This is a genomic window from Blautia parvula, assembly GCF_020215665.1.
Lineage (GTDB): Bacteria > Bacillota > Clostridia > Lachnospirales > Lachnospiraceae > Blautia > Blautia celeris.
The window spans coordinates 3,004,955-3,030,013 of sequence record NZ_CP084061.1; the positions used below are offsets into that span (position 1 = coordinate 3,004,955).

At 47.1% G+C, this 25,059-nt stretch carries 24 protein-coding genes; all 24 read right to left on the bottom strand.

Going from position 1 to position 25,059, the window contains the following annotated elements; genetic code table 11:
- Window positions 1–18 precede the first annotated feature (18 nt).
- The 24 genes from LC508_RS13975 to rpsE all read right to left on the bottom strand — a co-directional run bounded on the left by LC508_RS13975 (window position 19) and on the right by rpsE (window position 25,059).
- A complete protein-coding gene (locus tag LC508_RS13975) occupies window positions 19–897 on the bottom strand; it encodes an AraC family transcriptional regulator (protein WP_103732837.1) in 879 nt (292 codons plus the stop codon).
- Window positions 898–1,018: 121 nt separating this feature from the next.
- Window positions 1,019–3,430, bottom strand: coding sequence for an ATP-binding protein (locus LC508_RS13980; RefSeq protein ID WP_054351906.1), 2,412 nt, complete (start codon window positions 3,428–3,430; stop codon window positions 1,019–1,021).
- Window positions 3,431–3,552: 122 nt separating this feature from the next.
- Window positions 3,553–5,577 (bottom strand): methyl-accepting chemotaxis protein, encoded by a 2,025-nt coding sequence (locus tag LC508_RS13985; protein WP_054351905.1) that lies wholly within the window; start codon window positions 5,575–5,577, stop codon window positions 3,553–3,555.
- 286 nt (window positions 5,578–5,863) lie between these two features.
- Complete coding sequence (locus LC508_RS13990; protein WP_103732445.1) at window positions 5,864–6,655, bottom strand: HAD family hydrolase; 792 nt, start codon at window positions 6,653–6,655, stop codon at window positions 5,864–5,866.
- A gap of 232 nt (window positions 6,656–6,887) precedes the next feature.
- A complete protein-coding gene (rlmD, locus tag LC508_RS13995) occupies window positions 6,888–8,051 on the bottom strand; it encodes a 23S rRNA (uracil(1939)-C(5))-methyltransferase RlmD (protein WP_103732446.1) in 1,164 nt (387 codons plus the stop codon).
- A 170-nt stretch (window positions 8,052–8,221) separates the two neighbouring features.
- Window positions 8,222–10,003, bottom strand: a complete 1,782-nt coding sequence (locus LC508_RS14000) for a cobaltochelatase CobT-related protein (protein ID WP_103732444.1) — start codon at window positions 10,001–10,003, stop codon at window positions 8,222–8,224.
- On the bottom strand, window positions 10,000–10,920 hold the full coding sequence (locus LC508_RS14005; protein ID WP_054351904.1) for an AAA family ATPase: 921 nt from the start codon (window positions 10,918–10,920) through the stop codon (window positions 10,000–10,002). The genes LC508_RS14000 and LC508_RS14005 overlap by 4 nt, the downstream gene beginning before the upstream one ends.
- A gap of 228 nt (window positions 10,921–11,148) precedes the next feature.
- Window positions 11,149–13,263: a glutamine synthetase III family protein gene (locus tag LC508_RS14010; RefSeq protein ID WP_033143860.1), complete on the bottom strand. Its 2,115-nt coding sequence runs from the start codon at window positions 13,261–13,263 to the stop codon at window positions 11,149–11,151.
- A 172-nt stretch (window positions 13,264–13,435) separates the two neighbouring features.
- Entirely contained in the window at window positions 13,436–13,990 is a 555-nt protein-coding gene (locus tag LC508_RS14015; protein ID WP_033143861.1) for a manganese efflux pump, read from the bottom strand.
- Between the two features lie 61 nt (window positions 13,991–14,051).
- Complete coding sequence (locus tag LC508_RS14020) at window positions 14,052–14,972, bottom strand: diacylglycerol/lipid kinase family protein (RefSeq protein WP_033143862.1); 921 nt, start codon at window positions 14,970–14,972, stop codon at window positions 14,052–14,054.
- Window positions 14,973–15,344: 372 nt separating this feature from the next.
- Entirely contained in the window at window positions 15,345–15,881 is a 537-nt protein-coding gene (locus LC508_RS14025) for a bL17 family ribosomal protein (RefSeq protein ID WP_033143863.1), read from the bottom strand.
- Between the two features lie 91 nt (window positions 15,882–15,972).
- On the bottom strand, window positions 15,973–16,932 hold the full coding sequence (locus LC508_RS14030) for a DNA-directed RNA polymerase subunit alpha (protein ID WP_018595063.1): 960 nt from the start codon (window positions 16,930–16,932) through the stop codon (window positions 15,973–15,975).
- Window positions 16,933–16,958: 26 nt separating this feature from the next.
- Complete coding sequence (rpsD, locus tag LC508_RS14035) at window positions 16,959–17,552, bottom strand: 30S ribosomal protein S4 (protein WP_033143864.1); 594 nt, start codon at window positions 17,550–17,552, stop codon at window positions 16,959–16,961.
- Window positions 17,553–17,570: 18 nt separating this feature from the next.
- Entirely contained in the window at window positions 17,571–17,963 is a 393-nt protein-coding gene (gene rpsK, locus LC508_RS14040; RefSeq protein ID WP_018595061.1) for a 30S ribosomal protein S11, read from the bottom strand.
- A 96-nt stretch (window positions 17,964–18,059) separates the two neighbouring features.
- Complete coding sequence (gene rpsM / locus LC508_RS14045; protein WP_018595060.1) at window positions 18,060–18,431, bottom strand: 30S ribosomal protein S13; 372 nt, start codon at window positions 18,429–18,431, stop codon at window positions 18,060–18,062.
- A 321-nt stretch (window positions 18,432–18,752) separates the two neighbouring features.
- Window positions 18,753–18,866 (bottom strand): 50S ribosomal protein L36, encoded by a 114-nt coding sequence (rpmJ, locus tag LC508_RS14050; RefSeq protein WP_003022746.1) that lies wholly within the window; start codon window positions 18,864–18,866, stop codon window positions 18,753–18,755.
- A 1,639-nt stretch (window positions 18,867–20,505) separates the two neighbouring features.
- Window positions 20,506–20,724 (bottom strand): translation initiation factor IF-1, encoded by a 219-nt coding sequence (infA, locus tag LC508_RS14055; protein ID WP_003022750.1) that lies wholly within the window; start codon window positions 20,722–20,724, stop codon window positions 20,506–20,508.
- Between the two features lie 3 nt (window positions 20,725–20,727).
- Window positions 20,728–21,003 carry a KOW domain-containing RNA-binding protein gene (locus LC508_RS14060; protein ID WP_033143865.1) on the bottom strand — a complete coding sequence of 92 codons (276 nt, stop codon included), beginning with the start codon at window positions 21,001–21,003 and terminating at the stop codon, window positions 20,728–20,730.
- Between the two features lie 8 nt (window positions 21,004–21,011).
- Window positions 21,012–21,767 carry a type I methionyl aminopeptidase gene (map, locus tag LC508_RS14065; RefSeq protein WP_033143866.1) on the bottom strand — a complete coding sequence of 252 codons (756 nt, stop codon included), beginning with the start codon at window positions 21,765–21,767 and terminating at the stop codon, window positions 21,012–21,014.
- A 3-nt stretch (window positions 21,768–21,770) separates the two neighbouring features.
- Window positions 21,771–22,415, bottom strand: coding sequence for an adenylate kinase (locus LC508_RS14070; RefSeq protein ID WP_033143867.1), 645 nt, complete (start codon window positions 22,413–22,415; stop codon window positions 21,771–21,773).
- Window positions 22,416–22,574: 159 nt separating this feature from the next.
- Entirely contained in the window at window positions 22,575–23,891 is a 1,317-nt protein-coding gene (secY, locus tag LC508_RS14075; protein WP_033143868.1) for a preprotein translocase subunit SecY, read from the bottom strand.
- On the bottom strand, window positions 23,891–24,331 hold the full coding sequence (gene rplO, locus LC508_RS14080; protein ID WP_033143869.1) for a 50S ribosomal protein L15: 441 nt from the start codon (window positions 24,329–24,331) through the stop codon (window positions 23,891–23,893). Before rplO ends, secY begins: the two co-directional genes overlap by 1 nt.
- 23 nt (window positions 24,332–24,354) lie before the next feature.
- Window positions 24,355–24,537, bottom strand: a complete 183-nt coding sequence (gene rpmD / locus LC508_RS14085; RefSeq protein WP_033143870.1) for a 50S ribosomal protein L30 — start codon at window positions 24,535–24,537, stop codon at window positions 24,355–24,357.
- Between the two features lie 12 nt (window positions 24,538–24,549).
- Window positions 24,550–25,059, bottom strand: a complete 510-nt coding sequence (gene rpsE, locus LC508_RS14090) for a 30S ribosomal protein S5 (RefSeq protein WP_033143871.1) — start codon at window positions 25,057–25,059, stop codon at window positions 24,550–24,552.

Below are 25,059 nucleotides of genomic sequence, written 5' to 3' on the forward strand. Positions count from 1 at the left end.
ATGTAATGACTGCATTATTTATTTTTTCCTGACCGGTATCCAGATTGCGCTTTCATAATCCTGGGAACTGCAGTCTCCCATGGAATACCATTCCAGATTGATTCCCGCCGCGATCTCATAATCCGGGTTGCCGGGAAGCCATTCGTGGAATATTTTTGTATTGATCGTCTGCAGTGCTCCCGGGAGAGGACCGGTACAGCAGAACTTTGCCCACTCCATAGCAGGGATCTCCAGCACTTTCATCCCCTCCGGGATTTCCCCGCCGTCATATCTGCCGGCTATCAGATACTTAAATTCGCTGCCCTTGTCCTCTGTCTCCATGCAGATACCGAATTCCCCGATGCCGCATCGCTCTACTGTCCGGCTGGCTGCACTTTCTTCTCTGCCGGATGAGCAGTAATCCCTGCTGAATATATCCCACAGCTTCGGAATTTCCTGATAGGAACTGTCATAACGCACTGCGCACTCCAGGCCGATGACCTGCATGCGTTCCATCTTTTCAACCGTGTAATCCATGTTGTCTCCTCCTTGTATGGTCACTGTGATTTTCAGAGGAAGAAACACCTTCATTTTCCCGGCACTGCCCTTGAGCTGCATAGGCGGCACTCCGTGAAATCTGCTGAATGCTTTGGTAAAGCTCTCCGGCGTACTGTAGCCGTATTTGTATGCCAGATCTATCACCTTTTCCTGTCCGGCCAGCACATCCAGCGCTGCCAGATACAGGCGTCTCTGCCGGATATATTCACCGACTGAATAGCCTGTCATAATGCTGAACCCCTTCTGGAAATAAAAAGGGGACATATATACAGCAGCTGCCACGTCCTTAACCTCTATCTCCTCAAGCAGATGGGCTTCTATAAACTTTACTGCCCCTTTCAGACATTCCGTCCATTCCATGCTTCCACCTCCTGTCTATACTCTAATACATCCAGGAGATTCCGTCCTGTCATTTTATGCTTTCTGCTGTCCGGACCGCCGTGTCTTTCGTATACCTGTTGTTGAAAACCTTGTTTCCGGATCAATTGGTTTCCTCCGTATCTCCCCACTGATTCTTCTTTTTCCATATAAAACAGTTTGCCAGAGCTTTCTTTAACTGTTCCATGGAAATCGGTTTTGCCAGATGGCCATTCATGCCTGCCAGCCGTGCGCTTTTGATATCTTCCGCAAAGGCGTCCGCTGTCATGGCGAGAATGGGAAGCTCGTTAATCCGTTCCATGCCGGAATTCCGGATCTCCCGGGCAGCCTCATATCCGTTTTTCACCGGCATCTGTATATCCATGAAGACAATATCATAGTAAAGAGGTGGATGGCTGCAGACAGCTTCCACTGCCTGCTGTCCGTCCTTCGCAGCCTCCACCTGTACACCCAGAAGTTCCAGCATCTCCACAGCGATCTGTCGGTTCAGCTCATTGTCCTCCACAAGCAGCGCTCGCAGAGCAGAAAACACGGAGATATCCTCCATCTGTCCCTCCACAGGAACCGTGACGGTGCCGTAACATTTTGTCATACACAGTGTGACCAGGAATCTGGAACCTTTTCCATATACACTCTCCACATCAATGGTCCCATCCATCATGGAAACCAGGTTCTTCACGATCGTCATGCCCAGTCCGGTACCCGTAACCTTGCTGGTCCGGCTGTCCTCCGCTCTGCTGAAAGGCTCGAATATATGTTCCAGATACTCAGGCTTCATACCGATGCCATTATCCTCGATCAGGAACTGGTATGTTCCGGCTCCCTGTTCCTCCTTCTGTGTCTCCCGGACAAGAAGAGAGATCTGTCCTCCTCGGTCCGTATATTTTGATGCATTTTCCAGAATATTCACCAGCACCTGTTTCAGCCTTCTGGCATCACCCAGCACCTGGGTATGTGTGCCTTCCTCCACCGAAGCTGAGAATATCTGCTTCTTCTTTTCAAGGGACATGCGCACCATCTCTGAAACCTCTTTTACCAGACTGTCCAGGTCAAATTCCCTCTCCTCGATCTCAACCGTGCCGCTCTCTATCTTGCTGACATCCAGGATCTCATTGATCAATCCGAGCAGATGGGCGCCGGAGCTTTGAATCTTCGTGAAATAATCCTTTAATTTTTCTGTTTCTTCCAAATGAAGCTGCGCCAGTTCTGTCATTCCCACAATAGCGTTCAGCGGCGTACGGATATCATGGCTCATTCTGGACAAAAAATCACTTTTTGCCTGGCTGGCTTTCTCCGCTTTTCTCAGTGCATCCTCCAAAAGCTGCTTTGCGCGCCTCTCCTTCTCCAGCGTTTCCTGCTGCGCCCTGCGCTCTCCGTCAATATTTCGTGAAAGCGTGATCTCGATCAGATCATCGGAGTAGGGACTGTCCACACGCACTACCTGTGTAAAATACCAGTGATACTTTCCGTCTTCCCCCTGATGTGGCACCTCCATGGAGACAATCCGCTCTCCTCTGGAAAACGCATGGACCAGGGAAAAATAGGAAAACTTCTCACGAAATTCCTCCCGGTGATCCGGGTGGACAGTGGCAAGCTCGGCTTCAATCAAGTCATCAAAATTCCCCTCCGTCCCGGGGCGGACAACAGGATAGCGCTCATATTCCAGCATGTGATAAGTCTTCTTCGTCAGGTTAATGGATATGAGCATCTGATATGCAAACCCTGCCGCTGTGGCAAGCTGTGTGATTTCCAGATTGCGCTGCTGTTCCTGCAGAAATTCGTCCTGTATATCACGGAATACCAGAATACACCAGCACTCCTTTTCCCCCAGTTCATCCACCCTGGCTGCCGTAAATTCCACCATATGATAAGTGCCGTCCGCGGTAAGACGGCGCATACGCCTGGAAATCTGCTTTTTCCCTTCACCGAACAGACGTAGCATGGCCTCCCTGGAAAAGTTCTCATTGAAAAGCTCCAGGTCATCCGGGTGCAGTACCTTTTGGGAATACTTCTGATTTTCCGCTTCGAAATTGCCCTGCTCCGGTATATCCGTCCACATGGCATCTTTCTGACAATTCATATAATAATCCCCGGTCAGATTCGCTATGATACATTCATCGAAAATGGTCACCAGGCTCTGGGCGTACATCTGCTCAATATTCTGAATCCACTGCTTTTCCTCAAAGCTCGGGCGGTGAGGGGAGGATGTGACCACCACAGCCGGAATACGGCCATCCCAGTTTATCCGGTCCGCCGTCACATCAACTGTGGTCTTCAGCAGCGGATCATAACACACCGTATGGCTGGAACCGCTGTCTCCCATAGCTTCCACAGGACAATTAGCACATAACTCAGGCCAGATCTCATGGCATTTTGCCCCCTGCACAGCCCTGCCGCGGCCTGTCTCCCTGCACCGCCGGTTAACATATAAAAGCCGGTGACTCTTCTCCTCTATGACATAAATGCTTGTTTCACGCAAAGAATCCAGCAGATTCATCAAATTATCCATGGACATGCATTTCCCTCCTCCTTCCGGTTATGTAACACATGATTAGCTGCCTACCTGCTGCAATAAGAAAAAAGAGAGGCATTTACGAACCTGGTAAGTATCGTAATGCCTCCCGGCTCCGTTTTTATTTATCTGTTTTTCAACCGAAATTTTCCAATCAGCTCTTTTAAAAGCTGTGCCTGTGCGGAAAGCTCCTCACTGGCAGCTGCGCTTTCCTCCGCTGTGCCGGAATTCACCTGAACCACACTGGAAATCTGCTCAATTCCCTGCGCCACCTGCTCTGCAGAGCGGGCCTGTTCATCCGATGCCTCGGAAATCCTGTTGATGGTCTCAGCCACCCCGCTGACCCCTTCCGTCACACGTCTTAATGTCTTCGCCGTTTCCTCCGCAAGCGCAGCGCCATTTTCCACTGCCCTGAGTGAGCTCTCGATCAGTGCTGTAGTGTTTCTGGATGCCTCCGCGCTCTTGGTTGCAAGGTTTCTCACCTCACCTGCGACCACGGCAAACCCTCTGCCGCTCTCCCCGGCCCTGGCTGCCTCCACGGCAGCGTTTAATGCCAGTATGTTCGTCTGGAACGCGATATCCTCAATGGTCTTCACTATATTGCCTATTTCGCGCGAACTCTCTCTGAGTTCCTGCATTGCGGCCAGCATTTCCTGCATACGGCTGTCACTCCTGGCCGCCTCCCTGCCCACTTCGGCTACTCTGCTGTTGGCATCAGCGGCGCTGTCCGCGTTTGCCGCCACCTGTCCGGATATCTCTCCAATACTCTCCGCCAGCTCCTCCACAGCTCCGGCCTGCTCCGATGCCCCCTGGGCAAGGGACTGCGCACCCTCTGATACCTGTTCGGAACCGCAGGATACCTGTTCCGCGGAAACATTGATCTGGCCCAGAGTCAAATTCAGTGACTCTATGATCTGTTCCAGTGCCTCCCGGATGAACCGGAAATCACCGATATAATTATCTTTCACCGTCAGGTCCAGATTCCCCTTTGAGATTTCACTCAAAATATGGGAAATATCATGTATCATCTCTTTCAAAGTGCTGACTGAAGAGCGAATACTGGCTCCCAGACGCCCGATCTCATCATTTCCATACTCCTTGATGTTCACTTCCAGATTGCCTCTGGAAAATTCCTGCATACCGCTGCTGATTTCCGCAAGTGGTTTCATTATCCTGCGGGTGATCACCATGACGATCGCAGTGAGAAGTCCAAGTACAACAACTGACAGAACAGCGAGTACCGCGATCAGATGATTGCGTGTGGCATTCACTTCTGACAGGGGCAGCGTGGCAATTGCCAGCCATCCGGTTGTCTCACAGTTTTTAAACATGGAGGTATAGGCAGTATCTCTGTAGTCAAAATTGAAGACACCGCTGTAATTGTCTTCCACTTTTTCTTTATATTCATTTGTTATGTCCAGTTCCCTGACATTTTTCCCCATTGCCGTGGAATCATCACTGTATATGTAATCTGAGCTGTTGGACAACACCTCCAGATATCCGTGTTCACCCACTTTTATCTCCGAGAGAAGCTTTGACAGGCTGCTTACATAAAGGTCAAACCCGAAAAATCCCAAAACGTCTGTATTGTCCTCAGAAAAAACAGGGGACACCACGGAAACTATGGATTCTCCTGTGGCCGGGTCCAGGTAGGGCTCAGACACCACGGTCTTCTTCCCTTCAAGCAACGGCTGGCGCCAGACCACATCTGCCAGATTCGCATCCACCACATTCCCGTCAGCCAGCAGATAGCTGTCTGTCTTTTCATCTGCGATCCATACCTGCAGAACCATTTCCCCGGCCATCCGTTCCAACGCGCCGGACAGTTCTTTTAAGACCACATCCTTTTCCTTATAACTGTCAATATCCTCAGCTCTATGCACAGCTTTAAAATAAGACTGGAGGTCATCACTCTCCTCAAACATACTGACTGCTGTCACCTTACTGCTGAAAAAATCATCTACAATGGAAACTGCGTAATCCGTCTGTACCTCCAGAAGATCATCATTCAGATCTGAAATGGTACTTGCCGCCATGATACAGGAAATGCCGATCAATATGACCAGTGACGGAACCAGGACGATCAGCAGACTCCCGGTTATTCTTGTGGATATGGACTTTTTTCTTTCCCTGTTCAAAATCTTTGACATTCTTTACCCCCGCTGTCATGGCATTGGCCTGTCCAGACAGACAGCAGCCCAATTCCACTCAAATTTTTTATCTTACATAAAAAATATTATACCATATGCCGGAGAAAAGGAAAAGAAAATCATACCCCTGTTGTCTGCAGAACAGGGGTGTTTTTCTCCATGGTTTACCGGTATGCGGCGGGTAAAATTATCATTTGCTGCAAGCTCAAACAATTGCCTTCCGCTACCCTGTATCTGATGCACTGCATTTGCAAAAAATAATGCAATGTGGCTGTCAGTGCAGTTTTTAGATAGGTAGTTCATTTTTTTCCAGTATATATTTTTCCAGATATTTGGCTGCTCCGTCGTTATCGTTGCTGTCCGTTATGGCATCGGCGGCCTGTTTTACTTCCTCAATGGCATTGCCCATGGCAACTCCCCTGCCGCATATTTGAAGCATTCCCATATCTGCGTAGTCATCTCCAAAAGATATGATTTCATCCAGTGTGAGGTGCCGCATCCCGGAAACCTTACGCAGTGCATTCGCCTTGGTGGCGCTGGCCTTTGTGAACTTATACCAGTCACCGTCTGAAAATCTGGCAAAATCACAATCTCCGATACTCTCGGCAATTTTCTCGGCTGTTTTTCGGTCAGTGGTTTCCACACAAATTTTAAGGGCCTCTCCGTGAAAATCTTTATAATCCGTATAGATCACTTCCCCCCAGTCAGGATATATCTCGTGTGGGTCTGTTTTATAATTCCAGTAATGACTTGTTCTCGTATCAACGGTAATTTCACTCTGTCCGTTTGTAAGAATTCCGACAGTGTCTATAATCCTTTTTGTCTCCTCAGGAGAAAAGGCCGCCGCGTAAACGAACTTCCCTCTGCAGCTAATCAAAGCTCCGCCGCTGGAAATAATGATGTCGGGATTTACTCTTGAAATAAAATTCTTGGCGTTCGTCTCCCCACGGGCAGTAGCGATGCCGATCAGGATACCCCGGGCTTTGCATTTTTCCAGGATATGAAGGGTGTATGGGGAGATGGATTTGTCCGTATGGAGAAGGGTGCCGTCCAAGTCCAGAATGATTAATTTGTACATAGTGTTTGCTCTTTATATAGATATTTGCTGCTACACAGAAAAATCCATATCCAACGCTGGTTTCAGGATCTGTTCATGTTTTTCGGTAATATACTGCTTATTAAAAATCCTATTCCATAATGCTTCACGGTGTAAATTTAAAATTGAAACACTGCTGCATTCACAGAATCTTCATTTTCAGTGTTTGCTTCCTAGAACCCTCATCTATCTATGGATGTAGGCAGCCTTTATATTAATAAGCTTTTGGCGTGAGAAGGCAAACAGTTTCCACATGCTCCGTCCAAGCAAACATATCATACGGTACCGCCCTCACCGCTTCATACCCTTTCTTAACCAAATATCTCAGGTCCCTTGCCAGCGTCTCCGGATTGCAGGAAATGTATACTACCTTTTTCGGTCCCAGCTTCACGACGGATGAGAGGAAAGCCTCATCACTGCCTGCCCTTGGAGGGTCCATGAAAACTACATCTGCCTGTTCTCCCGCTTCGGCCATCTGCACCATGAATGCGCCGGCGTCCCCCTGAAATGCCCGGAAATTTTTGCTGCCGTTTCTCTTTGCATTGATGCCCGCGTCGCGCACTGCGTCCTTATTTAACTCCACGCCGATCACTTCTTTTGCGTGTTTCGACGCAATGAGGCCAATGGTTCCGATGCCGCAGTATGCGTCGATCACGCGCTCTTTCCCTGTAAGCCCGGCAAATTCCACGGCTTTTCCATATAATTTTTCCGTCTGCACGGGGTTTACCTGGTAAAAGGAGGAAGGAGAAATGCGGAAAATACATCCGCACAGCTCGTCCTCAATATAGCCCTTCCCGTAAATGGTGATATTCCGCTCCCCAAGCACCATGCTGGTCCTCTTGTCATTTACATTGAGGATCACGGTCGTGATCTCGGGATGGAGCTTTCTAAGGGCCTTTACAAAATTATTCTTTGATGGGAAAATAGGAGAAGCCAATACCAGAACCACCATGATCTCCCCGCTTCTGAATCCCCTGCGCACCATAACATGCCGCAGAAGCCCGAATCCGCTGTCCTCATTATAAATCTTGATCTTAAAAGATTTTAAAAGTCCCCTGATATCTCTCACAATGGCATCTGCCTTTTCATCCTCAATCAGGCAGTCATCCACAGGCACCACTCTGTGCGTCCCCTCCGCATACTTTCCGGAAACTATACTGCCGTCCCGGAGGCGGGCAAAGGAGGCATGTATCTTGTTCCTGTAATGATAGGGATTCTCCATACCTATGATCGGCTCTACTTTACAGATTCCCTTTAAAAGCTTCCTCACCTTCTTTTCCTTGATATCAGTCTCTTCTTTATAGGAAATGCCTCTGCAGCCGCACCCTCCGCATTTTTTTACCACAGGACATTTTTTTGATTCCAGTTTGTTTTCCATATATAACAACCTTTCTTTTTCGCTCTTTTTTAACCCGGCAGCTCTCTTCCCCACTGCTTTTCATCTATTATATCCGTTAAACCCGCCCGCGTCTATAAGAAAGAAAAGATAATAAAACAACGGCAGATTCCTCCGTATCACCGTATCACCGAAGGCCTCTGCCGTCTGTACTATTCCTCTTTTTCCAATTGCCGAATCAGATATCTCCCCACCACTTTGGAAAATCCGTTTACATTGTGGATATAGGCAAAATCCTTCCCGAAGATTTTCTTCTCCGCCGGCAGATCCTTCTCCTCCCCTGCAAATACCCCCAGGACACACACACCCTGATTCCGCAGTCTCCGCACCTCGAAGGCCGTATCCGAGATGGCGTATTTTCCCTGGTACGGCTGCGGGTTTCTGGCATTTGGACGGTTTAATATCACATCATAGGGACGACCGTCGCTTAACACGATAAGGACTTTATGTTCCTCGTCCCGGTTCAGCAGTTCGTGGCCTGCTGCCTTCAGGGCAAGTCCGTCTCTGTTATTAGAGGATGTGATATATTCAAAAATATTACTGTTTGCACTCCTGTCATCCTCATAACCGCGGAAACGGTGCATGATCGTATAATCCCAGAAAGTGCAGAAACTCATCACCCTGTGGGGAATATTCACATTGCTCAGGGCTTCACTCAGAATATACGCCTGCATGGCAACCTGACCCTGCCGGCTCCTCTGGGAGCCGCTGGCATCAATGAGCACATCCACCACAAAATCACTATTGTCCTGCTTCAGTTCCCGTACAAAGAACTTGGCGTCATCTGTCCTGCCAATCCTCCACAGCCGGGAGGGAATGATTCTGCCCCTGTCCGACAGCACTTCATCTGTCTCATCCCGCATGGTAAACGCTTTTTTCAGCATGTCTGTAAGCGTCCAGATATTATTTTTCACCATTCTGTGATTATTGTGATAGGCATAAAGGTTCTTATCCTTCTGCTTTTTCGCATATTCATATTGATAATTGCGGAGCACCGGATTCTTTAAAACTCCCTCCGTAAAATACAGGCTGCAGTCTGCATGGATTCCCCTGCACAGTAAATAGTTCAGGCGTTTTTCCTCCGGTTCTGTCAGAAAAGTCTTCCCGTAATTTCTCTGTACATAGCTGTACATGCGCTCCAGGGCCTTTTCATCCACCACCAGCACCTTTTTCCTGTTGGTGTTCTCCTCTTCCCCGTCCTCTTCCTTCTCCTGCTGCTTTTCCTGCTCCATCATATCCAGGTTGGTCATGCTCTCCGTCACTTTGTCCAGGTAAGCGGAAAATGTCTCCTCCAGGGCTTCCTCCTCCAGATAATCCTTCCAGGAAAACTCTGTCAGTTCCTCCAGGGTGACCGCCAGCACCCGCTCCAGGGAACCATGCTGCTTTTCAAACCGGGGATCCACAATCTCATTATAAAGAAAATCCACTGTCCGTATGACTTCCATAGTATCTGCGGCATTTTTCAGCTCATAGACTCTCTCCATGAAGCCCCGGAGTCTGTCCGTGGCTGGTTCCTTTCCGTTCAGAGCCTCCTTAAAAAGAGAGATTTTTAACCGCCCTGCCTCATATCCTACCAATTGGGAAAAATCCAGCTCCAGGGTGTCCTCAAAAGCTCTTCTTCTGATCTCCCCTACGCCTTCTCTCTCCTCCATGATCCGATCACAGACGGCCCACTCAATACAGAGCTGCGCAAGGCTTATAAGCTCCCCTTCCGAAGCATGGAGGTATATTTTCTTGACCAGATAAAGAGATAGCTCCTCCCGGTCAAAATAGCGGGCAAATGCCCCCTGTTTGATACCGTCATAGAGGGCAATATACCTGGAACGCCGGAAACTGTCAAGATCCGGCTTCACATCCAGGGTATAATCCCCGCTCACCGTCCACATGAGGTTGCGGATTCTGTTTTCCAGCTCCAGCTCAAATTCTTCTCTCATTGAAACACATCCTCTGTGGTCCAGGATTCCGGTATTCTTGTCATAACCACATCCTGGACAATCTCTTTTTCAAACACGTCAAAGCATTTGTTGACTACCCCCATACGGACAGCAAGCGCCGGGCCAAGGCCGCAGGAAACCGCCTTCAGCGCCCCCAGCATTCCCCGCAGATCAAGGGACTTTGTGGTGATCTCACTGTTGCCTGCCTTTGTCTGCAGGTCCATGAACAGCCCAATCCACTGCTTCAGGGCGTTTTCTTTGATACTGGGGAATTTTCTCCGGAATATATATTCCAGGGTTTCCTCATTCTGAGGCGGCATATCGATCACAAGAAAACGGGAGACCAGGGCCTCATTCAGTTCTTTTGTTCCCGCATATCCGTAATTCATGGTTCCGATAAAGCGTGCTGCGTCGTGCAGGTCAATCTTGTCATATCCGGGCACATCAATGCAGCGCCTGTAATCCAGGGAGGCGTGAAGAACGGAAACCGCATCATTTTTTGCCATATTGATCTCATCCAGGACTCCGAAACCGCCGAACTCGGCACACCGGTAGATGCTTCCCTTTCTCAGCTCCACCTCATTATTGACAAATGTATCTGTTCCTATTAAATCACCGCTGTTGGTATTTACATGGAAAGAAACATTGTACACCGGACGTCCGAAAATCCAGGCCAGATTTTCCGCCAGCATATTTTTTCCTGTAGCTTTTGGTCCTGTCAAAAGCAGGTTCTCCCCTTCCAAAAGAGCAGCGATTCCCATTTCCAGAACTTCCCTGCCGTAAAAGGGCATATCCGGGCAGATCACACGCCCCTTTGCCTCCTCTGCCACATCATATTTTGCCCGAAATTCCTCCACGCCGTCAATGAGTCCGCTGTCCACGCCCTGTTCCCGTAAAAATTCCAATTCTTTATCCATGTCTGATTCCTCTCACCTGTTTATTCTACTCCTACCCTGCGTCAGGGTAATTACAAAATACTTCTTCACATATGAATCTCTAACTTTTATCCGATTATATCATCCCATATGGATTCCAGTCTGTTGCAGATGCAACACCGCTTTTATTATTATAACACAAAAGGTGTTCCGAATCTGTATCCGGAACACCTTTTCCTGTATTATTTATAATGATTCCCGGCAGCCGTTTTATACATCAAATAACAGATCCCCATAAGACGGCATGGGCCAGATATCCTTATCCACGATCATTTCCAGTTCATCCACAGGACGGCGCAGGGCTTCCATTGCCGGCATTACCTTTTCACGGTAATAGAAGGCACGGTCTCTTCCCTCCTCCATGTCCGCTGCTGTCTTTGCCACTTCTTTTAAGTGGTTCAGCGCATTTCTGGTATCCTTCAGAAGGCCGGATGTGTCCCTGAGCAGTTCTGTCTGCACATCTACATCCAGAATGCCTGCTGACACCACTGCATTGATGGAGTCTGCCAGATTCTTCGTGTATTTGATCACTGCCGGAATGATCTGTTTGCTGGCAATATCTATCATAGTCCTTGCCTCAATATTGATGGCCTTGGAATATGTCTCGTATTTGATCTCTTTTCTGGATTCCAGCTCAGCCTTTGTAAATACGCCGAACTCCTCAAACAGGCTCACGGATTCCTCATAAGTCAGGGCTTCCACAGCTTCCACCATGCATCCGATGTTGGGAAGGCCTCTCTTAGCAGCCTCTTCCACCCACTCCTCGGAATATCCGTTTCCGTTGAATACAATCCTCTGATGCTCTGTAAAATTCTTCTTGATCAGGTCATGGACTGCCATATCGAAGTCCTCTGCCTTCTCCAGCACATCACAGGCTTCCTTGAATGACTGGGCAACAATGGTGTTCAATACCATATTGGCCGGCGCTATAGAATCCCTGGAACCAACCATACGGAATTCAAACTTATTGCCTGTGAAGGCAAAAGGTGAGGTCCTGTTCCTGTCTGTGGTATCACGCATAAACTCCGGAATGGATTTTACACCGGTCTCCAGCTTCTCGCTCTCAATACTGTGGTCAGCCATTCCTGTTGTAATCAACTGGTTCATAACATCTGTAAGCTGGTCTCCCAGGAATACAGAAATGATGGCCGGAGGAGCTTCATTTGCGCCCAGACGATGATCATTTCCCACATCTGCGGCGGATTCCCGAAGCAGTGCCGCGTGTCTGTCCACGGCCTTCAGTACACAGCTTAAAACAAGCAGGAACTGGATATTCTGATGAGGTGTAATACCCGGATCCAGCAGATTTACACCTGTGTCCGTTGTCAGGGACCAGTTGTTGTGCTTACCGGAACCATTTACGCCTGCAAACGGCTTCTCATGAAGCAGACATTTCATCCCGTGCTGGGAGGCGATACGCTTCAGCGTCTGCATTATGATCTGATTATGGTCAACCTCCACATTGACTTCCGCATAGATGGGAGCCAGCTCATGCTGTGCCGGAGCCGCTTCATTATGCTGTGTCTTGGAGGTAACGCCCAGTCTCCACAGTTCCTCATTTACATGCTTCATATATGCAGATATTTTCTGGCGGATGGTTCCAAGATAATGGTCATCCATCTCCTGACCCTTGGGAGGCATGGCTCCGAAAAGCGTACGCCCTGTAAAAGTCAGATCCTTTCTCTGCATAAAATTCTTATCACTTACCAGGAAATACTCCTGCTCCGCTCCCACGGAGGGGGTAACTTTCTTGGCTGTTGTATCGCCAAAAAGGCGGATCAGGCGCAGTGCCTGTTTATTGACAGCCTGCATGGAACGCAGCAGCGGGGTCTTCTGGTCAAGAGCTTCCCCGGTATAGGAGCAAAAGGCTGTAGGAATACAGAGTGTGGCACCTGCCGCATCATGCCTTACAAATGCCGGAGAGGTACAGTCCCAGACCGTATAACCCCTGGCCTCAAAAGTGGCGCGCAGCCCGCCGGACGGGAAGGAAGACGCATCCGGTTCACCCTTGATCAACTCTTTTCCGGAAAAACTCATCAGGACTTTTCCACTTGGAAGCGGTGCTGTGATAAAAGAATCATGTTTCTCAGCAGTCACGCCTGTCAGCGGCTGAAACCAGTGTGTATAATGTGTTGCCCCTTTTTCTATAGCCCACTCCTTCATTTCATGGGCAATCACATCAGCCATCTCAGGAGACAGTTCTTTCCCCTCCAGAATCGCCTGTTTCAAATCCTTGTAAACCTTTTTCGGCAGACGCTGCTGCATGACAGTGTCATTAAACACGTCCTCTCCAAAAATTTCAGCTACGTTTGTATACTCGCTCATATGTTTTTCCTTTCCTTACTGTGCTGCCCCATATTACATCTCTCCCAGGCCCCATATCTACCCCTTAACAAGTCATATGTCCCCGCACCTGAGACCCGCAGAGACACCTGGTCATTGAAACTGTTTCTAAGATACCTCAAAAACCGCTAAAAATCAAGAAAAAATTTACAATTCATCCCCGCAGGGAGCCAATTGCCAGCAGAAGAAGACACACTCCGCTGAGCCAGGACAGGTCCCGGTTCAGTATATGCCTGGTCCCATGTCCCAGCATCCATCCAGCCTCCATCACAGCGATACCTGCCAAAAAAGAGCCGATGACCAGCATCACCTGCCCGGACTGCACCAGCCCGGTCCCGATGCCCACCGCAATACTGTCGAGAGACAAAATAAAAGCAAGCCCCAGTCCTTCCAGCAGATTCAGCTCCTTCACCTTATCTGTATCCGCTTCCCCCTTCTTCAAAAAATAAGAAAAAAGCCTGTAACATCCAATCCCAAACAGCAGAAGAAACCCCAGTCTTCCCGTAACTCCTTCCGGAAGCAGCGCTGCCAGTCGACTTCCCATAAAAATAGCGGTACCCAAAATTGTACTCATCAGCAGGTTCATACAAACCACAATACCAAAAGGCATCTTAGTCTTACTCACCCCATAAGCAAAACTGACCACGAAAGAATCCATGGTCAGTGCAAGAATCAACAATATACCCTTTAAAACAGCCAGAGAATTCATTGCACACCTGATTAGTTTCTGTTTCTATTATAGTATTCTGATGTGTGCAGAAGTGGTATCCCTATTCCAGCGTATTGATCAGAGGCACCGTCTCATCCTCTTTGATCATAATCTGTACTGCATGCTTCATATTCGTAATTTCCACATCCCTGTGCTCTCCCCCGAATTCCCCGTCCAAAGTCCAGGAAACAGGCCCGTCACAGGAAATCTTCAGCGAAGACGTCTTAAATGACTCGATCAGCTTCGTATCTGCCCCACCCAGCAGAGACGCAATGATCTCATTCAGCTCCAGTATATTTTTCGGCCTGTGCACCAGCATAACCTCAAACACCCCGTCATCCAGCATCACATCCGGCCCTGTCAGCTTCCGAAATCCTCCCACAGAAGTGGCATTACTCACCATCCCAAAGATAAATTCCCCTTCCATGTTACATTCCGCGCTCTCCACCGCCATATTATAGGACCTGATATTAAAAAGCCTCTGTGTTCCCTCTAATATATAAGCCGCATGCCCCAGAATATTCTTCAGATCCTGGTTCGTCTCATAAGAAACATCCGTAAACAGCCCGAACGCCGCAATATAAACAAAAAAGTCATCATTAAACTTTCCCACATCAAAAGCGTGCGCCCTTCCCTCCACAATATCCACAGCCGCCTCCAGCATATTCTTAGACACATGCAGACTATTGGCAAAATCATTAGTACTCCCCGCAGGAATATACCCCACCGGAGTCGAATGTCCCCCTTCCATGATCCCCGTCACAATCTCATCCAAGGTCCCATCCCCCCCGCTGGTAACCAGCAGGTCATACTCTCCCCCCTTACGTCTTGCCACTCTCTGCCCATCCCTATAAGCCTGCGTAGGATGCACAGTCACCTCATACCCAGCCTTCACAAATATATCAAGAATATCCACCAGCCTGTTCTTAATACTCCCCTTCCCAGCCCTGGGATTAAAAATAAACAACATTCTCTTACCCATAACCAATCCTCCCTTTTCATCTCCAGCTTATTTTACTACCGAACCCCCAATTATACAACCCTCATCCCCCGCATCCTCTTTTTTATTCTCTTTTTTTCCCGCATGACGCTCTCAGGGGAACCCGCGGCAGGGAGCAGCCCTGTGGTATCCTGTGAACGGTGTTCACGGAGCGCCTGGGAGATCCACCTGCCTCAGACGCTTAATGAGGAAGCCTCTGCTGACGAATTTAGCGACTGAGAGCAGGTTAGCTCCCTGGCAAGCGCAGTGCACCGTTCACAGGATACCACAGGGCTGCTCCCTGCCGCGGGTTCCCCGTCCCCTTCATCATACAAAAAAAGGCCCCCAGGTTCCCCCGGAGGCCCAACACTCATATTAAACTAACTCCAATACCACTTCCATAGCAGCATCGCCCTTACGCGGTCCGATCTTGATGATACGAGTATAACCACCATTACGGTCAACATATTTCGGAGCGATCTCAGTAAACATTTTGTCTACCATGTCCACTTCTTTGGTATTTTTCTTCTTACCAGCAGCTGCAGCCGGAACTTCCTTAATCGGATAGAAAACCTTCAGCATCTGTCTTCTTGCATGTAATCTGGAAGGAGCATCTTTTTTGATCTCCTTTTCCACTTCGTCATATACGGTAACTTTCTTACCATCAACAACTTCTTTTACTCTCTTTCCGTCAGCATCTTTGCGCGGAACTTTTGCCATAACTTTAACTGTCTCAAAGTTGTCTTTTTCTTTCACTGCCATAGCAATCAGTCCGTCAGCAATTTTGCGAACTTCTTTTGCTCTGGTCTCAGTGGTAACGATTTTACCGTGATATAACAGGTTTGTCACCTGGCTTCTCAGTAATGCTTTTCTCTGGTCAGATGTTCTGCCTAATTTTCTATATTTTGCCATCTCAATATTTCCTCCATTTGTGGAACCATATGCCATGCTTCTTCGGTCTTACTGACATATAGCTTTTTGCCCATAAATTCTTATCAGAGGCTTACTCCTCGCTGGGATTTAACTGTAAGCCCAATTCTTTCAGCTTCGCAAGCACTTCTTCCAGAGATTTGCGTCCCAGGTTACGGACTTTCATCATATCTTCAGAAGTACGGTTGCAAAGTTCTTCTACTGTATTGATACCAGCACGTTTTAAGCAGTTGTAGGAACGAACGGATAACTCAAGTTCATCGATGTTCATCTCCAGAACTTTTTCCTTCTCGTCATCTTCCTTCTCAATCATGACTTCTGCAGTCTTTGCACTTTCAGAAAGATCAATAAAGAGGCTTAAATGCTCGCTCAGTACTTTAGCCGCAAGGCTGACTGCCTCATCGGCGTCCAGGGTACCATTGGTGTAAATATCCAGTGTCAGTTTGTCAAAGTCAGTAACCTGACCGACACGGGTATTTTCAACAGTCATGTTCACACGCTCTACCGGAGTATAAATTGCATCAACAGCAATCACACCAATCGGCATATCGTCTGTTTTTCCTTTGTCAGCGCTGACATATCCGCGACCCTTGGTAATTGTCAGTTCTGCATTGAATTTGCATCCTGTGCCGCCGTTTAAGGTGGCAATTACCTGTTCTGGGTTCAGGACTTCGATATCCTGGTCAACCTGGATATCTGCGCCTGTGACAACACCTTCGCCTTCAAACTCGATATAAGCTGTCTTGGGTTCTGTGCTGTCGCTTGTGTTCTTGATTGCCAGGTTTTTCAGATTCATGATGATTTGTGTCACATCCTCTTTCACACCCGGAATCGAACTGAATTCGTGCAGAACACCGTCAATCTTGACCTGGCTCACTGCAGCACCCGGTAAAGAAGAAAGCATGATTCTTCTTAAAGAGTTGCCGAGAGTGATACCATATCCTCGCTCCAGTGGTTCCACCACGAATTTCCCATATCTCTTATCATCAGACATTTCTGTGATTTGAATTTTGGGTTTGTTAAAATCGAACATGCAAAGCCCTCCTTGCTACGTGCATATTACTTAGAATACAACTCGACGATTAACATCTCGTCAACAGGAACGTCGATTTCCTCTCTTGTCGGAAGTGCTTTTACTTCACCTTTCAGATTTTCCTGGTCAACATCTAACCAAGCCGGTACAAGACGTCCGCCTGTTGCTTCCAGAACGTCTTTATATCTCTGAGAAGATTTGCATTTTTCTTTGATTTCGATTGTGTCTCCGGCTTTTACCAGGTAAGACGGAATGTTTACCTGTTTGCCGTTTACCATTACATGTTTATGGTCAACGATCTGTCTTGCTTCTCTTCTGGTTCTTGCGAATCCCATACGGAAGATAACATTGTCCAGACGTGTCTCCAGCATGATCATCAGGTTTTCACCTGTCTGACCCTGTTTCTGGTCAGCCTTTACGTAGTAGTTACGGAAAGGTTTCTCCAGAACGCCGTAGATGAATTTAGCTTTCTGTTTTTCTCTTAACTGAAGTCCGTACTCAGACATTTTTCTGTTTGCTCTTCTTAACTGTCTGGTGGATTTCTTGTCAATTCCTAAATATACAGGATCCAGACCCAGGGATCTACATCTTTTCAGAACCGGTACTCTATTTACTGCCATGATTTCTTAACCTCCTAATTAGACTCTTCTACGTTTTGGTGGACGGCATCCGTTGTGGGGAACCGGTGTTACGTCGCGAATGCTTGTAACTTCCAGACCACAAGCTGAGAGCGCACGGATTGCTGCTTCTCTTCCTGATCCCGGTCCTTTTACAAAAACGTCAACAGTCTTCAGACCATGAACTAACGCTGCTTTTGTAGCAGTCTCTGCAGCCATCTGAGCTGCATACGGAGTAGATTTCCTTGAACCTTTAAATCCCAGACCACCGGCACTTGCCCATGATAAAGCATTTCCTTCAGCATCTGTCAATGTTACGATTGTATTGTTGAAAGATGACTGGATATGTGCCTGTCCGCGTTCAACGTTTTTCTTAATACGCTTTTTTGTCACTTTTTTTGTAACTTTAGCCATTTTTAAACTAACCTACTTTCTCACTTAATCAAAAATTATCATGTTTCTTATATTGACTTCAGAAAGTACGCACTGCGAACTCTCTCTTGTCATAAATTATTTCTTCTTGTTAGCAACAGTTCTCTTCGGGCCTTTTCTGGTTCTTGCATTTGTCTTAGTCTTCTGTCCGCGAACCGGAAGTCCTTTTCTGTGGCGGATTCCTCTGTAGCATCCGATTTCCTGTAATCTCTTGATGTTCAGAGCGATTTCTCTTCTCAGATCACCCTCTACAGCGATATTCAGTTCATCGATTGCATCACGAATCTTTCCTACTTCTTCGTCAGTTAAATCCCTGCAGCGAGTGTCAGGGTTTACTCCTGCCTCTACTAAGATACGGTCAGCACTTGTTCTACCAATTCCGTAGATATAAGTCAGACCAATTTCAACACGTTTTTCTCTTGGTAAGTCTACACCAGCTATACGAGCCATGTATTTGTTCCTCCATTGTTCTTAAAAAATATTGTTCCTAATTGGGATACATAAAAATGACGGGTCTCTATGCATCCAGCCGCAAAATAAAATTTTACGCAGCCTTTCCGTCACGGCAGAGCGACGGTATTAAGCAATATTCTGTAATCGCCCTCTCGGCAGGACGACAAACGTGATATATTACTATATTTAATCAGTACGAACAACGCAACCGCGCGTTTCATACTGCAGCCGCACTAAAATAATTCACACAAATCACATCGTTTAAACACGCATCTCAAATTTCATGCCAAAAAACAGCATTCTTTTAGAGTTCCATGCTTAACCCTGACGCTGTTTGTGTTTCGGGTTTTCACAGATAATTCTGATACTGCCTTTTCTCTTGATAACTTTGCATTTTTCGCAAATCGGTTTTACAGATGATCTTACCTTCACGGATAACCCTCCTTTCTGAATTTCTCTGCACATGGGCATAAAAAGTCCACGTACGAGCACAAAAGTACGTTTTTAATGATAACACTGTCGTTGCAAGAATGCAAGCACTTTTTCAAAAAAATTCTGCTTATCTTTAAAATGCTATATTTGCAGGCAAAGCGGACGCCGGAGGCTGTCCTGGGGTTCCCTGGGCGAACGAGAGCAGAGAACTTCCAAGCTAACACGTAACCCGCACTAAGTTCATCGCCTTAGGGCTCTTCACTAAGTGCTTGCTAACGTGTGGATCTTGTAAGCTTCTCTACCCGCTCTTAAACGCCCGCCCAGGGAACCCCAGAACCGCCTCCGGCTGTTTTTAGACACCGAAAGGCTCAATGAATGTTCATTTTTATTCTCAATAGCAGATTTGTATGAAAACAGGGAAGAATGTATTGAGGCTGCCTATCAGAGCACATCCACCATAATAGAAATAACCTCAACTATATCTCCAAAAATTATAGGATATCTTTGAGAAAAAAGGCGTATCTCCCCGAACTACCTACTAAATTCAATGATTCATTGAAACCTATAGGTAATTTAACACCAAAACCAGGGCATCCCTCACTCATTTACCTACTAAAATACAAGATTCAATGAATCCTATAGGTATTTTGGCACCAAAAGCAAGGTCTTACCTCACCTATTTACCTACTTAAAGGCAAGTTTCAGTGAATCCTATAGGTATTTTGGCACCAAAAGCAAGGTCTTACCTCACCTATTTACCTACTTAAAGGCAAGTTTCAGTGAATCCTATAGGTATTTTGCTCCAAAAACAGGCTTACCCCACTCATTTACCTACTAAAATACAAGATTCAGTGAATCCTATAGGTATTCTACCGCCAAAACAAGGTTGAACCCTACCATTTACCTACTAAAATACAAGGATCATCGAACCCTATAGGTACTTTGGCACCAAAATCAAGTCTTACCTCACCCACTTACCTACTGAATGGCAAATATCATTGAATCCTATAGGTATTTTACCGCCAAAACCAGATTTTACCTCACCTATTTACCTACTAAATGGCAAATTTCATTGAATCCTATAGGTATTTTACCGCCAAAACCAGATTTTACCTCACTTATTTACCTACTAAATGGCAAATTTCATTGAATCCTATAGGTATTTTACCGCCAAAACCAGATTTTACCTCACCTATTTACCTACTAAATGGCAAGTTTCATCGAATCCTATAGGCATACCGGATAGAAAACCTTTTCCACCAGTCTGTACAGCAATAAGGCACCTCCATAGATAAAAACATATCCGCGGAAAGAGAACACCAGTGAAACAGGGATCCGGCGGGGGCGGAGGTGGGAATGGGGTGAGCGGCGTTTCACGGAGCGTCTGGGAGATCCACCTGCCCCAGACACTTAATGAGGAAGCCCTTGCTGACGAATTTAGTGTATGGGAGCAGGTTAGCTCCCTGACAAGCGCAGTGCGCCGCTCACCCCATTCCCACCTCCGCCCCCGCCGCATCCATGTTTCACGTCCGCCCTCTATCCATCCCCCGCCTTAAACCAAAAAAAGGAGATGCCTCCCACTCCGCAAAGCAGCCCGCATCCCCTTCATAAAACCAACAACCAATATCAACCAAAACTCTTATTTGTCTCTCCAGATAATCCTGCCCTTACTCAGATCATACGGTGACATCTCAATCGTCACCTTATCTCCCGGAAGAATCCTGATGAAATTCATCCTCAGTTTCCCGCTGATGTGCGCCAGAATCACATGTTTATTCTCCAGTTCCACCTTAAACATAGCGTTCGGCAACTTCTCCAGTACCGTTCCTTCTACTTCAATAACATCTGCCTTTGACATATATCAAACCTCCTGTTTCCTTCTATATTCTTTTACAACTCTCTTGATAGTTTCATTCTTCCATTCCCCGCCTTCACTGAGAATACTCTCAATCTCCGGGGAAATCCTGCGGTTAATCTGGACATGCCTCATTTTCTTCTTCTTGGGATGCTCACAAGTCCTAAGCGTTCCGTCAGCCAGATAGACATATCCGTCCTCCGCTCTGACGATGATATAATATCTGCCGGTATCATGGCCAGCCATGGAAACCGCTGCCATTCCTGCTCTCACCTCGCTCATAGGTCCACCTACTCACTCAAGGTCAGTATTTCAGGATCGCCGTCTGTGATGAGAATGGTATTTTCATAGTGGGCTGACAGAGAACCATCTTCTGTCACCACGGTCCAGTCATCATCCAGCCAAACCACATCGGCTCTGCCTTCATTAATCATCGGTTCAATCGCAAGAGTCATACCTGCCTGAAGTCTCAGCCCTCTGCGCTTCTGACGGAAATTCGGTATCTGCGGGTCTTCGTGCAGGCTTGTGCCGATTCCATGTCCGACCAAATCCCTGACTACACCGTATCCGAACTTCTCTGCATATGCGCCGATGGCTGCGGAGATTTCATATAAATGCTGTCCTGCCCTGGCATACTTGATTCCTTCAAAGAAACTCTGTCTGGTCACATCAATGAGTTTCTGCGCCTCCGGCGCGATCTCGCCCACCGCATGGGTACGTGCCGCGTCTGAATGATATCCTTTGTAGATCAGCCCGGCGTCCAGACTCACAATATCCCCATCCTGGAGAATGTGGTCCTTACGCGGAATTCCGTGTACCACCTCATCGTTGACAGAGACACAGATAGATGCCGGATATCCATTATAGTTCAGGAAATTCGGTATACAGCCCATCTGACGGATAAGCTTTTCTCCATACTGGTCAATGTCGAGGGTGGAAATACCCGGACGGATAAAATCCCTCAGCTCGTCGTGTACCTTCTCCAGAAGCCTTCCGGCCTCCCTCATAAGTTCAATTTCATTGGCAGTTTTTATCGATACTGACATTTTTTACGCTCCTAATATTTTGACGATCGCCTGGAACACATCTTCCATATCGACGGTTCCGTCAACCTGTTTTAATATACCGGACTTGGTATAGTAGTCAATCAGGGGCTGTGTCTGGTCATGATATACTGTGAGACGTTTTAAAACAGTCTCCGGCTGATCATCATCTCTCAGAATCAGTTTCTCACCGCAGATATCACATACATCCTCTGTTTTCGGAGGATTGTACTTGATATGGTAAGTAGCGCCGCATCCTACACACGCTCTTCTGCCGGACATACGGTTTACAATATTCTCATCCGGAACATCCACGTCAATGGCATAATCCACCTTCTGACCCATTTTAGCCAGCGCTGCGTCCAGGCTCTCTGCCTGGGGAATTGTTCTGGGGAATCCATCCAGCACATAACCATTTTCACAGTCATCCTGTGCCACTCTGTCCACTACCAGGTCCACTACTAATTCATCCGGAACCAGCAGGCCCTGATCCATATAGGTCTTAGCCTTTTTACCCAGCTCTGTTCCGTTCTTGATGTTGGCACGGAAAATATCACCTGTGGAGATATGCGGAATCTGATACTTCTCCGCAATTTTCTTCGCCTGTGTTCCTTTTCCTGCCCCCGGTGCGCCTAACATAATAATCTTCATACTTCTCTTCCCCTTTCGTATTTCAATCCGCATTCCGCCTTAAAGTATAAGCGCGGAATCATAGCCCACGGATCGCTGCCCAGACCCCAATCAGGGTGTGTGTCCTTATATAGCATTTTAGTGCACCCACAAAAGTGGGTACACTTAAATCATATAAGCTTATTCACTTAAAAATCCCTTGTAGTTACGAACCAGCATACGGGACTCAACCTGCTTGATCGTCTCCAGGACAACGCCCACCACGATGATGATGGATGTACCGCCGAAAGAAACATTTGCACCGAACACACCATTAAAGAAGAATGGGATAACGGCAACAATGACCAGACCTGTGGCACCGATGAAGATAATGTAACTTAAGATTTTTTCCAGATATTCCTGTGTCGGTTTACCCGGACGGATACCCGGAATGAAACCGCCCTGTTTTTTCATATTATCCGCAACTTCCATCGGGTTGAAGGTGATGGATGTATAGAAATAAGCAAAGAAAATAACAAGTACGATGTAAACAACCAGACCAATGGAATAAAGAGGCTCATTCGGGTTGAACCAGTTGCTTGAAGTCAGACCTTTTAAAATCTTGCTTCCGATTCCTGTACCGCCGCCTTTACCCAGGAAGCTCGCGATGACTACCGGGAAAGACATAAGGGAGGATGCGAAGATAATGGGAATAACACCTGCAGTGTTCACCTTCAGAGGAATCGCACTGGACTGTCCGCCCATCATTTTTCTTCCTACCATCTTCTTGGAATACTGGACCGGAATCTTCCGCTCTCCACCGTTCAGGATAAGTACAAGTACCACTACCACTATAATGATTGCCATGATAATGATAGCTGCCAGGCCGCCTCTTGCGATGGTTTTCCCTTTTACGAATTTCTCGAACAGGGAAGCCAGGTCGCTTGGAATCCTGGATACAATGTTGATCATCAGGACGATAGAGATACCATTTCCCACACCTTTTTCAGTGATCTGTTCACCGATCCACATCAGCATTGCAGAACCGCCGGTTAAGGTCACTACTGCAACAACAATGCTGGTGAAGTTCATCTCTGTCAGCCAGCCGCGGTTACCGAAGCCGATCACCATGGCTACAGACTGGAACAGAGCCAGACCTACAGTCAGATAACGGGTGATGGCAGTCATTTTCTTCCTGCCCTCCTCACCGTCACGCTGCATTTCTTCCAATTTGGGAATTGCAATTGTCAGAAGCTGAATGATGATAGATGATGTGATATATGGCGTAATACTCAACGCAAAGATAGACATCTGTTCAAATGAACCGCCTGTAAATGCATTGAAGAAATTGAACGCATCATTAGACTGGCTTGCAAACAGGTTCTTAAAAAAGTCCCTGTCTACGCCCGGAATTGGCAGCTGAGAGCCAATCCGGACAACAACCAGCATTAACAATACATAGTAAATTCGACGTCTTACATCTTTTATTTTAAAAGCGTTCCTAAGAGTCTCAAGCATTAAATCACCTCGACTGTTCCACCTGCAGCTTCGATTTTAGTTTTAGCGGTTTCGCTTACAGCGTTAACCTTTAAGTTAACCTTCTTTGTGATTTCACCACTTCCGAGGATTTTAACGCCGTCGCCAAGACGGGAAATAGCTCCGGATGCCAGTAAAGCTGCCGGTGTTACCTCTGCTCCATCCTCGAATCTGTTTAACTCGCTGACATTGATCGCTACGATGTCTTTAGAGTTTCTGCATTTGAAGCCTCTCTTAGGAAGTCTTCTGTATAAAGGCATCTGTCCACCTTCAAATCCCGGTCTCTTAGCTCCGGAACGGGCTTTCTGTCCTTTATGGCCTTTACCTGCGGTCTTACCGTTTCCTGAACCGTGGCCACGGCCTCTTCTGAAGTTATCGCTCTGTCTGGAGCCTTCAGCTGGTTTTAAATTTGATAAATCCATGACTGCACCTCCTTCTTCAATGATTAGATTTCTTCTACTTTCACTAAGTGTCTTACCTGCTGGATCATACCGCGAACGGCTGCATTGTCAGGCATTTCCACTGTCTTGTTCAGTTTTCTTAAACCTAAAGCTTCTACTGTTTTTCTGTTTTTCGGAACAGCACCGATTGTAGATTTCACCAGAGTGATTCTTAATTTATCTGCCATTTTTCAATCCTCCTACGCAAAAATCTCGTCAACAGATTTTCCACGAAGTTTTGCTACTTCTTCCGGAGTCTTTAACTGACTTAAACCTGCGATGGTAGCCAGAACTACGTTCTGTTTGTTACGGGAACCCATACATTTTGTACGGATGTTTTTGATACCTGCAAGCTCGATTACCGCACGGGCCGGGCCGCCGGCGATAACACCGGTACCTTCCGGAGCTTTCTTCAGCAGCATCTCAGCGCTTCCAAATTTTCCGATGAAGTCATGGGTAATACTTCCGTTTTCGTCTCTTGCTACTGTAACAAGTTTCTTCATAGCATCCTCTTTTCCCTTGCGGATAGCTTCGGGAATCTCGGCTGCCTTTCCTAATCCAGCGCCTACGTGACCATTGCCGTCACCTACAACAACTAAAGCTGTGAAACGGAAGTTACGACCACCTTTAACAACCTTTGTTACACGCTTGATTGACACTACTTTTTCTTCTAATTCTAACTGACTAGCATCAATGATAGAACGTTTCAT